This is a genomic window from Pseudomonas graminis (assembly GCF_013201545.1).
In the GTDB taxonomy this organism is placed as follows: Bacteria; Pseudomonadota; Gammaproteobacteria; order Pseudomonadales; family Pseudomonadaceae; genus Aquipseudomonas.
Map to the genome: position 1 here is coordinate 3,015,072 of NZ_CP053746.1, position 12,397 is coordinate 3,027,468.

The 12,397-nt window shown below is 60.1% G+C and carries 2 protein-coding genes and 1 pseudogene; 1 reads left to right on the forward strand and 2 read right to left on the reverse strand.

The features are described from left to right. Window positions 1-1,849: 1,849 nt before the first annotated feature. Window positions 1,850-3,223 (forward strand): annotated as a pseudogene (locus FX982_RS24805) (autotransporter outer membrane beta-barrel domain-containing protein); the annotation flags it as partial. 61 nt (window positions 3,224-3,284) lie between these two features. Here the strand turns inward: FX982_RS24805 and FX982_RS13560 are convergent. Both FX982_RS13560 and FX982_RS13565 read right to left on the reverse strand, forming a co-directional pair. Beyond that, complete coding sequence (locus FX982_RS13560; protein WP_172611147.1) at window positions 3,285-8,936, reverse strand: hypothetical protein; 5,652 nt, start codon at window positions 8,934-8,936, stop codon at window positions 3,285-3,287. A 258-nt stretch (window positions 8,937-9,194) separates the two neighbouring features. Further along, window positions 9,195-12,284, reverse strand: a complete 3,090-nt coding sequence (locus FX982_RS13565; RefSeq protein WP_172611149.1) for a hypothetical protein — start codon at window positions 12,282-12,284, stop codon at window positions 9,195-9,197. Between the last annotated feature and the right edge of the window lie 113 nt (window positions 12,285-12,397).

Here is a 12,397-nt window from a genome sequence, read left to right on the forward strand (position 1 = left end):
GGCTGCGTCGCGTTTCACACACTCTCGTTATTTCAACCCCTCAACCTTTATTTCCCTCGCGCTGTGCATAAGCACCGCCGCCCAGGGCCGCACACTGTCGCCTGACGAATCTGCGGTGGTTAACCAGGGCGACACGCCCGAAGCCTGGACGTTGGCGCCCGGTTCCTCGCTGACGGTGAGCAGCGGCGCCCAAGCCCTGACGATTTTCGGCGGTGGCGCAGGTGCCGTGGTCAATTTCAATGAGGGCAGTTCAACCACAGGCATCAATCTCAGCGCAGCGGGCGCCGTGGCGAACGTCAACGGTGCCAGCGTTAATGCCGCCGGCAATTCGACCGCCTTGATGCTCGGCGACAGCCAGGCGGTCCTGACGAACGCTACCATTACCAGCGGCACCGGCCTCGGTCTCAGTGGTGCACAGTTTCAAGGCGGCACTGGCAGCGCGTTCCAGATCAATGGGGGCACCATCAGCGGTGGCGCGGGGGGCGCGACGCTTTCCTCCCGCAGTACGCTGGACGCAACGGGCGCCGTGATCACCGGCACCGGCGCAAACAGCTACGGGGTCCGCGGTTTCGGCTCGGACATTTCCCTGCGCGGCAGTACCGTCACCGGCGGCTTGAACGGCCTCGTCTATCGGGTGGATACGGCCAATGTGCGCCAGGGTACGGTCAATATCGAAGGCTCACATATAGAAGGTACCAACGGTGCCGCGATTCTGGTCAATGGCCAGGGCGGGGGGCTGGTCGCCAACTTCAATCTGCTCAATGGCACAACCCTTACCGGTGGCAACGGCAACGTTTTGGAAGTTACCAATACGGCGACGGCGAATGTGCTGCTGCAAAACAGTGAAGTGACCGGTAATTTCGGCCTCTCCAACGGCAGCATTGCCAACCTGACCTTCGATCAGGGCCGGTTGATCGGTAACGTTTCGGCGGATGCCACCAGCAGCGGCACCCTGGCCCTGAACAATAACTCGGCGCTCACGGGCGATGTCACCGGTATTGATACGGTTAGTCTGAATGCGAGTTCCATTACCGGAAACGTGACCTCGGCCAGCAACGCCGGCGTGGTTTCGCTGGCTAACGGGTCAGTGCTGGAAGGCAACGTCAACAGCGACAACGTCAGCCTGGATGCCAGTCAGATGAAGGGCGACATCACGTCGATGAGCAGTGCCGGCGTCGTATCGCTCGTCGGCAGTTCAGTGCTGGAAGGCAACGTCAACGGCGACAACATCAGCCTGGATGCCAGTCAGATGATTGGCGACATCACGTCGACGAGCAGCGCAGGCGTAGTGTCCCTGGTAGCAGGCTCCGTACTGGAGGGTAATGTCAGCAGCGATAACGTCAGCCTGAACGCCAGTTCAATGAAGGGTGACATCACGTCGACCAGCAACACCGGCGTTGTATCGCTCATCGCAGGGTCCACTGTAGAAGGTCAGGTTATCGGTGACAACGTCAGTCTTGACGCCAGCTCGGTTGTCGGCGATGTCACTTCGGCCAGCGGAGCAGGTGCCGTCAAGCTGGTTCGCCGCTCTCTGGTGAGAGGCAACGTAAACAGCAACAACGTCAGTCTCGACGCCAGTTCAATAACGGGCAATGTCACGTCGACGGGCAATGCAGGCGTGGTGTCCCTGGTGGCAGGCTCCGTGCTGGAGGGTAATGTCGGCAGCGACAACGTCAGTCTCGACGCCAGTTCGATCGTCGGCAATGTCACGTCGACCGGCGGTGGAGGTGTGCTGAGGTTGCTGGGCGGCTCAACGCTGAAAGGCGATGTCAGCAGCAGTAATGTCAGCCTGGATGCCAGTTCGATGTTCGGCGATATCACCTCAGGTGGCGGGGTTGTTTCGCTGGCCAACAACTCGGTGTTCACCGGCAACTTGATCAATGTCGACAGCGCCACCCTCGCTGGTTCCTCCACCTGGGATATGGTGGGTTCCAATACCCTCAACTCCCTTGCGATGAATGACAGCACGGTGAGGTTTGGCGCAACCAACGCGTTCTACCAGCTCACCGTCGGCGCGCTGTCCGGCAACGGCACCTTTGTCATGGACGCCGATTACCTCACCAACGAGCACGACCTGCTCAATGTGACCGGCTCTGCAACGGGCAGCCATACCTTGCTGATCGCAGGTTCCGGCGTCGACCCGACGTCACCACAGCCCTTGACCGTTGTTCAAACTGCAGGCGGTAACGCGACCTTTGCGCTGGCGGGCGACGGTGCGGTTGACGTGGGGACCTATTCCTATCAACTGACGTCGGCCAGCAATGGCGCAGGCGGAACCGACTGGTTTCTGGACCCGAATACCGCGACGATCAGCCCCGGCACACGCTCGGTGCTGGCGTTGTTCAACACGGCGCCGACGGTTTGGTACGGCGAGCTGACGTCGTTGCGCAGCCGCATGGGCGAACTGCGCTTCAACGGCGGCAAGTCCGGTGGCTGGGTGCGCACTTACGGGAACAAATACAACGTCGACGAAGCGTCGGGTGCGGGGTATCAGCAGACGCAGCAGGGCCTGTCCCTCGGCGCCGATGCTCCGTTGCCAGTCGGCGACGGGCAGTGGCTGGTGGGTGTACTGGCCGGGCACAGCAAGTCCGATCTTGATCTCAGTCGCGGTACGTCGGGCACGGTGAAGAGCTATTACGCCGGGGTGTATACCACCTGGCTGGATCAGGCCAGCGGTTACTATTTTGACGGCGTCCTCAAGTACAACCGCTTCCGTAACGACTCGAAAGTCAGCATGAGCGACGGCACGCGTTCCAAGGGCGACTATGACAACGCCGGCGTGGGCGGTTCGGTGGAATTTGGCCGGCACATCAAGCTCGATAACGGCTACTTCGTCGAACCCTTCACGCAACTGTCCGCGGTCGTCATCGGCGGCAAGGACTACGATCTGGACAACGGCATGCAGGCCGAGGGCGACCGGACACGCTCGTTGCTGGGCAAAGTGGGTGTGACGGCCGGGCGCAACTTCACCCTGGACAGCGGCAGTGTCGTGCAGCCCTATGTGCGAGTGGCCGGTGCCCATGAGTTCGCCAAAAACAACGAAGTGCAGGTCAACAACAACGTCTTCAACAACGACCTGTCCGGCTCGCGAGGTGAGTTGGGGGCGGGTGTAGCGGTGGCGTTCTCCGACAGCCTGCAGGTGCATGCTGATTTCGATTACTCCAACGGTGAGAGCATTGAACAGCCGTTCGGGGCGAATGTGGGGTTGCGGTATAGCTGGTGATGTCCGAGGCACCTTGTATCACCGCGCTGTCCGATACAAGGTGCCTCAACCTCAAAACAGCTTACATCGCGTGTGTGTGCGCATAGCTACCGAAATTTTCAAACTTGATGTCGAACGCAAGCTCATCCGACGTCACCAGATTTTTTACCCAGTTTTTGTAAAGCCCAGCTCCATCAGTGGACCACGAGTAAAATCTGGCTTCGCCTTGCGGCCACCGATTACCGTATTGAGCATGGATTTCACGCAGCTCGCCAAGGCTTGGAATCCGCTTTCCATTTGCAGCCGCCAGTTTCAGCCCTGCCTTATAAGTAGTGTTGCCCAGCAAATGTACAAGGATCACTCCGGAAACACTGACTGGATAGCTACCGGACCGACCCTGGCTGTCGCGAACGGTAATGGTTGCGTTGCCGTTGCTCTGGGAATAGATCGTGCCGTCTCCCGCAACCTTGACGATCGCTGAATTGCTCGAAGTGTAGGTGTACGGTGGAGCACCACTGCTGGGGGTTCTTCGTGAGGTCGAGTTGGCGGGCCAGCTCACCGGATCAACCGACAGATCTGCGGTTGGCCGATAAAGTTTGCTGCTCAGTGCAACGGTAGACGGGTCGATGACCAAAGGCGGCACCGGCGATTCCACCGTAAACGTCCGGACGTTGGACTCCGGCTCATCCCCGTACCGCGCAACGGCCTTGATGCTGTGCCCGCCCAACGCCAGCCCGCTGACAGACTGGGTCCATTCACCCGCGCCTGTGACCGATACCTTGCCCTTGGAGGTGGAATTGTCGAACACTTCAACCTGCTGATTCGCGGCCGCATTGCCCTTGACCGTCACCGCTGTCTCGGTGGTTTTGCCTCCATTGGAAATCTCCTTCTGGGAATCCCGCACGCTCGTCACGGTAGGCACGGTTGCGGCAAGCACATTAACCGTCCAGGGCGATGAAACCGGGTTGCTGGCATAGAGCGCCTTGGCCGTGAGGCTGTGGCTGCCACTGCCCAAGCCACTGACCTGCCGCGACCAGTCGCCGTTCGCGTTCACGTCGGCAGTGCCTTTGGAGGTCGCTCCATCATATATTTCCACCGACTGATTGATCGACGCCTTGCCCGACAGGGTCAGGGTATTGGCGAACGTCGAGCCATTGTTGGCCACCGGCGTGCCGTTGGGTTCCACCACCTGAGTGATGGTCGGGCTTACGACAGCCGTGACCGTGAACGTACGCACCGGTGATTCCGGGTTATTTGCGTAATTGGCGCGGGCTTTCATGGCATGCGCCGCCACGCTCAGACCGGTCAGGCTGAGGGTCCATTGTCCGCCCGCGTTGGCCCTGACGGTGCCTCGCGATGTTGTGCCATCGAAAATTTCCACCTCCAGATTCGCGTTGGCACTGCCCGTCAGTACCACGTTGGTGTCCACGGTGAACCCGTTGGGCGGGATTTCGACGTTTTTCGAGTCCTTGATGGAGGTGATCGTTGGGGTGACAGCGGCAATGATGGTGAAACTGCGTACCGCCGATTCGGCGCCCGCGCCGTACATGGCCTTGGCCTTCATGGCATGGGGCGCCACGCTCAAGCCAGTCAACAGCAATGACCAGTTTCCGTTGGCGTCCGCCGTGGCCGTGCCCTTGACGGTCGCGCCGTCAAGGACCTGGACATTCAGACCCATACTCGCCCTACCGGTCAGAGTAACTTGAGTATCAGCGGTTGAGCCGTTGTCAGGAATTTCCTGGCCTTGAGAATCCTTGATGCTGGTGATCGTTGGTGCAACCGAGGCTGTGACGGTAAAAGTCCTTACCAGCGATTCTTGTCCGCTGCCATACAGTGCTTTGGCCTTCACGGCATGCGCCGCCACGCTCAGACCGGTCAGGCTGAGCGTCCATTCTCCGGCTGCGTTGGCCCTGACTTTGCCTTGCGATAGTGCGCCATCGAAAATTTCCACCTCCAGATTTTCGCTGGCACTGCCTGTCAGCACTACGTCGGTTTCCACAGTGAACCCGTTGGGTGGGATCTCGACGTTATTCGAGTCCTTGATGCTGGTGATCGTTGGGGCGACGGAGGCAATGATGGTGAAACTACGTACCGCCGATTCGGCGCCCGCGCCGTACACGGCTTTGGCTTTCATGGCATGGGACGCCACGCTCAAGCCAGTCAACAGCAATGACCACGTTCCGTTGGCGTCCGCCGTGGCCGTGCCCTTGACGGTCGCGCCGTCAAGGACCTGGATATTCAGACCCCTACTCGCCGCACCGGTCAGGGTGACTTGAGTATCAGCGGTTGCTCCTTTGTCAGGAATTTCCTGGCCTTGAGAATCCTTGATGCTGGTGATCGTTGGTGCAACCGAGGCTGTGACGGTAAAAGTCCGTACCAGCGATTCTTGTCCGCTGCCATACAGTGCTTTGGCCTTCACGGCATGCGCCGCCACGCTCAGACCGGTCAGGCTGAGTGTCCATTGGCCACCGGCGTCAGCCTTTGCCGTGCCTATGACAGTAGCGCCATCGAGTATCTGCACGTCGAAGTTCGCCGAAGCGGCGCCCCTCAGCGTAACACTGGTATCAACGGTGTAACCACGATCCGGTATATCTGCGTTATTTGAATCCTCCACGCTAGTAATGGTGGGTATGACGTTTTGTGCCACTGTAACTGTCCACACGATGGATTCAGGCTGAGAGCCATACAGCGCTTTGGCCTTGAAGGGATGCGAGGCCACTGTCAGTCCCGAAACGGTCAACGACCAGGTGCCCGCGCTGTTGGTGCGCGCCGTGCCTTTGGAGGCGTTGCCGTCAAACAGTTCGATCTGCTGATCGGGACTGCCCTGGCCGGTGATCGTGACACTGGTTTCGACGGTGGTGCCGCCGTTGCTGACAGGTCCGCTGGAGTCAACCACCTGAGTGATGGTCGGTGTCAGGTTGGCTAGCACTTCAAACCGGCGGGGCTGTGAAACCAGGCCGCTGCCGTCCAGGGCATGGGCAGTCACGCTGTAGTTTTTTATCTGCAATCCCGACAGGTTGGTGTTCCAGGCGCCGCTGCCATTTGCGCGGGCAGTGGTCAGGCGTGTGCTGCCATCGAGGATTTCAAGCTCAGCCTCCAGAGTGGACGTACCGGTTAGCGCGAGCTGGGTGTCGAAGGTGATCCCGCCCTCGGCGACTTCGCCTTTACTGTCCTTGACACTGACGATCTGCGGGCTGACCCAGTCGTGATGAAGCTTGAAGGTGTAGACCGTTCGCGGAAGCGGCACGGCAGCACTCTCGCTGGCGACGCCGTCGAAGGCCACGTTGCAGATCACCGTCACGCGGGTGTCTTGCCCCAGCCGCTCCAGTTCAGTGCGCAAAACGCTTTGCGACAGGCCGGCAGTCGCCTGGGCACTGGTCAGCTCCACACCGTCGAGCAGCGTGATCGTGTGCAAACCGCCACTGCTCGTTTCCCCTTCGAGCCTGAACCACACGCGCTGCCCTGCAGCAATGAACGGCCATTTCGTAACGGTCGCAGTGCCATTGCCGGTGAAGGTTGCCAGATTGAGCGTCAGGGTCTGGCTATCGGCTTGGGTGATGACGGGGTGGGGCAGGTCTTTGTCGGGCTCACCGAACGGCAGCACCGGCAGGCGCAATATGTCCGACTGCTTCTCGGCCATGTAACGCTTGACCCGATAGCTGACACTGACGTCTCGGCCAATGTTGGCGCCGATCACTGGCGCGGGCACGGTGTATTCGACTTGCCCGCTGCTGCTGCCCGGTTTTTCCTGATCGGCGGGGGATCCTGTTCCCGGGGTACCCAACCACATGAGGGTCGCCAGATCCGCGTCCTCCATGCTGGCGTAGCTCACGCGTACGGTGACGCCATTCAATGCATCCATCGGATCGAGCACGCCATTGCTGGCCTGCAGCACGGTGGGGGCGGGAAGGTCGCCAATCAGTTTGCCAATGATCAGATTCAGCGTCGCCGAGTACTGGTAGGAGGCTGGCGAGCCGCGCCTTAGCGTGTACAGCACCCTCACTTCGTTGTTGATGTTGGGCTCGACGATTGCGCGCGGGAGCGTGAAATCCACCGGTTTGCCGGCGATGGTGGTGGTGATGGGGATTGAGTCACTGCCACTGCCCTCCAGAGGAAGACCAAGCCAGTACCAGGTCAGGATGTCGCCGGCCAGCGTGCCGGTATAGCTGACCCGTAACGTGATGTCTCCCGGGTGCAGTTCGGGATCGAGTACGCCGGCCTCGGCTTCCAGGATGGAGGGGGCGGGCAGGGACGCCGAATGTTGCCCGACTCGCACGTGCAGGTGCTCCGAAACGCGGACATCCAGCACCTGCCAGGCGTCATTGGAAACCCGATAACTGACATCCAGCGTGCCGTTCTCCAGCGGGGCAATGTGCTCGCCCATCACCGGGATGTAGACCACATTTCCTGCCTCGTTGGCGGTGACGATGTGCTGGGCTTCGTACAGGTAAGGCGTGCCATCCACCCGGGTTCCCAGCCAGATAAGATCGATCAGGTCGCCGTTGGCCATGTACTCGTACACCGGAATTTCCACATGGGCACGTTCCTCCAGAGGGCTGAGCACATCGCCGATCAGCTCCAGAATGCTCGGAATTTTCAACGGTAGGGTGCCAGTGATGCGAGCTGGCGCGCGCTTGGAGGACTGCGGTGGATCACCGTTGGCTTTGGTCAGCACATAAGAGGCCTCGGCTTTCCCGTCGAGGAGCGCGCGCACCCGTGCATTGGGCACGGTGGTGTCGTAGACGGACGGAATATTGCCCAGTACGACCGACTCGGTATACGTCAGTTCCTCACCTTGCGCCGTGGTCCCCAGCCAAGTCATGGTCAGCGTGTCACCGCGTTCGAAAGGGGCCCCGGATACGGGGATCTGTACCGTGACATCGGCGCTGGCGAGGGTGCCCAGATCAATAACGCCATTCAAGGCTTGCGCGATGATAGGTGCGTCCAGTTTCCAGGCGCCGGCCTCCACGGGCACCTTGGTTTGCAGGGACCAGTCGGTGGAAAAATTCCAGACCTCGTCGTACACCTGATAGTGCACCAGCAGGCTCTCGGCATCGCCGGCCGCCAGCACCGTGGCCTGATCGACGATGATCTCAATCGGGTCACTGCCCGCTGCTTCGTCTTCGCTGATTTGTCGCCGCAGCGATACCGATCCCCATCGCAGTTCGAGCGTGTCGCGCGCGGCGCGTCCGGGGTAGGTGGCAATGGTGACCGGAATGCCTTCAGCGGCCGACTCGGCGTCCACGCCGTTTTCGATCACATCCTGTGGCAGTTGCGGCGCCGCCAGTTCTGAGTGACCAGGCAGGTGCGGGTCGCGGTCAATGCCCGCCGGCCGGTCGAGCTTGACCCTCAGGCGCAACGGCACCGAGTCTTCCGTCGAGGTGGCGCCAGCACGGGTCAGGCGATACATGACAGCTTCGGCCCACCCCGCAACGGCGGCACTGCCAGGCAGAAAGAAAATGATGCGCTTGTCCAGATCGGCAGCGACGACGTCGTGATCTGCGATCATTACACCGTCCCAGTACACCTCGATTCGATCCCCCTCCTGCATGCGCAGCCAGGGATCAACGGCGCTCAACATGCCGCTGGGATTGTCCTCCACGATGGCAATGTTGATCCCGCCGTCACCGTGTTCAACGGGCGTCACCATCCCGCTGATCCATAACGGCCGTAGCGCCATGACAGAGTAGTCACGTTCCAGCGGGGGAAAGAGGGTGCGTGAGTTGCGTTTCATGGTGAGCGTCCTTGTTCATTTCTGAAAGTTAGCGTGTCAATCGTCGAAGGCGCGGCGGATCGTGATCGGGTGATGATTGCTGCGTGGGTTAACCCCGCTTGGACGATCCATACACAGCCGGCGGGGCTGACGAATAATCAACCTGAATAGAAGGTTGGTTTCCACTAGCTTCGCAGTCGTCTTGGGCCCATGCCTGACGGGTGCGACTGCGAAGCCTTTGTAAGCAAAATGCTAAGTGCTCTGCTTCTGTCCGACGCGCTATATAAAAAGTCTGAATTGTCTTAGCACCGAGTGGGAGCCCCCACTTCTAAGCTGCACGAAATACTCCCCCGTCACTGAAAGCGTCGGCGTGACTGACCATGCGCCACTGGCGCCGACTATGACGGTAGCAAGCTGTTGCTGTACACCGTTCACGAGCGCAATAAGAACGCCCGTCTGATTAACGAATGAGACACCGGATATGGTCAGTATGGGATCGCGGGTTAAAGTGTTTTCAGGAATTTCTACCCCATTAGAGTCCCTGATGCTGATGATCGTCGGGAACGCATCAAAGACGCTAAAGCTACGTACTGCCGACTCGCCGCCGTTGCCGTATTGCGCCTTGGCTTTGATCGCATGAGCCCCATCCGCCAGACCGGTGATTGCGAAGGTCCATTGTCCGTTGGTGTTGGCCATGGCTTTGCCTTTAGAAGCACTGCCATCGAAGACTTCCACTTCGAGCCCGGCGCTTGCAGCACCCGTCACCGTCACACTCGTTTCGACCGTTATCCCACCGGCCGGAATTTCAGCGCCGCTGGCGGCTTTGATACTGGAGATAGTGGGTGCGACGACGGCGGCCACAGTAAACCCACGCACTGCCGACTCAACGCCACCGCCATATAAAGCCTTGGCTTTGATCGCATGAGCCGCAACCGCCAGACCGGTAATTGCGAAGGTCCATTGTCCGTTGGTGTTGGCCGTGGCTTTGCCTTTAGAAGCAATGCCATCGAAGACTTCCACTTCGAGCCCGGCGCTTGCAGCACCCGTCACCGTCACACTCGTTTCGACCGTTATCCCACCGGCCGGAATTTCAGCGCCGCTGGCGGCTTTGATACTGGAGATAGTGGGTGCGACGACGGCGGCCACGGTAAACCCACGCACCACCGACTCCGCGCCATCGCCGTAAAGCGCTTTGGCTTTCAAGGCATGCGAGCCTACCGCCAGATCAGTGAGTTCCTTAGTCAACGTTCCGTCAGCGCCGGCCGTCGCCTGGCCTTTTGACTGCGCACCATCAAAGAGCTCCACCGCCTGACTGGCTGGGGCAGTGCCGCTGAGGGTCACGCGGGTATCGGCGGTGACACCACCGTCGGGAATATCCTGCCCGTTGGAGTCCTTGATGCCAGTAATCGCTGGCGGGTCCAGCACAATCGGCTTGCCGACATTAAAGTGGTTGATGTCTGAATAGCTGCTCCTCCCACCGAAGCGTTCTACCCAGTAGGACGCGTCAACGGTGCCGCCGTCGTTGCTGGAAATGTCTTCGGGGTAAAGGCTGAAGACCACCGGTTTGTTCACTGTGGCCGACGTGAGCGTGATGAAGTCCTGGACCTCGCCGCCCAGGCTGCCTTTCCACAGGTACACGACCTTGTCGAGCGCCGCCATCTCCGGGTAAACCGGCACGGTCAGGGTGGTTCCCGGCAAGGCCGGATCGAGCACGCCGTTCACTACGTCCTTGACCTCGGGTGCTGGCAGTTCGGCACGCGCTTCGCCTACGGTGAGCGTTGCCGACAGGGCGGACTTGCGTTCGATAATCGTGCCGTTGTCGTCGTGGGTCAGAAGGAAGTGCAACACCAGCGTCCCACCGTCAATTGGTGTCAGGTGCGTACCGGGAACCGTGAAATTGAGCGCGTATTTATTGGTGGCCTCTCGATTGCTGATGACATGAGCGGGCAATTCCGGATCGTAGATCGTCAAGTCAGGGCGCGTGCCGATCCATTTCAAGGTGATCACATCGCCCGCCGCCATGCTGTCATCCCACGGGATTTGTACGGTGGTCTGCGGCAGGTCGGGATCGAGTGCGCCTTGCTGGGCATCCAGCGCGACGGGCGCCGCCATGCGCACGGTTTCCCCGATGACGTTGATGAATGCACCTTTGGAGGCGGCTTTCAACGTGTCTGTGGTGTCCTTCAAGTCGTAGGTAAACACAGCCTGGGTCTTGGCCAGTCGCCGGATCTGCGCATTGGGCACCAGTATCTCGAAGATATGCCCCACGCGGTCGATCGTGATCGGTTCCGCTTCGTACAGATGGGGTTCGCCGTCTGCGGTGGTCCCGGTTAATTTTAAGAAGATCTTGTCACCCACCGCGAAGTCGGCTCTGAGGGGGGCAAGGCTTTTTAAAGCACCCTTGCCCAGAGAGGCTTCCAGCTGTGCCGTCAGCTTTTTGCCCAGCAAGGCAGTGAATTGAGCGAAAAATTGGAAGCGACCCATCGCCACAACCTGGAGAGTCACCGGGTTGTTGCCTAGCGTGTCGAGGTCCAGCACGTTGTTGATAGCTTCATCAACAAAGGGGGCCTCCAACCGTGAGTTGCCGGTATCCACTACGATGCGCTTTTCAGCCGCCCAGTCCTCGGAGCGGTTCTTGACCACGTCATACACCTCGTAGGTCACCGCCAGGCCATCCGCGCCGGAGTCTCCTGCCGCCAGAATGACCGACTCCTCGACCATTATTTCTATGGGGTTGTTGACCTCGGGTTCTGTGACTGTATGTTCCACAAACCAGCCACCCCAGGAAAGCCTGACATTGTCCTTCTCGCTCATGTCCGGGTACGGTTCGATCGTGACGGGTACGCCCGCCGCGGCGGCGTCTGCATCCACGCCGTTATTGATGACGTCCTCAGTCAACGTCAGTTGCAACGCCGAGTGCCCAGGGGTGTCGCCGTCCTGATCCTGGCCGCCGGGGCGGGTGAGCTTGACCCATATCCGGGATTCGCTGGACGTCTCCGGAGACTGGCCGACTCGGGTCACGACGTATTTCACGGTGTGTGCGCCGGGGGCAAGGCGGGCGGCGTTGATAAAGGTAGTGACCCGTTGCCCGACCTCCGCTGCTGCGATGAACTCGGTCGCAACGGGCACGTCATCGAGCAACACCTTGACGCTGTCGCCTTCGGACATTACGGACCAGACCGGTAGATAGAGCTGCAAACCTTGCTCTGGAAAGTTATCCATCGCAGCGCCATGGTTGATCCCCAGGAGCCTTTCCCCGGACTGCGCCGGCGGGACCGGCAGCGGACCTGTGTTGCCGGGGATCTCCAGATCGATGAGCGCGTCGGGATGGGAGGTGTTCGGATTCAGGTCTTGCGACGATGTGGCCATGGCGGGTATGACTCCTGTCGGTGGATGCCAGGAGTCATTGAGCGCCGGATCAGGGAAGTTGGCTACTGTCAGAAATGACAGGTTTTGCTGCCTCCGGTCGGTTTGGGCGGCGG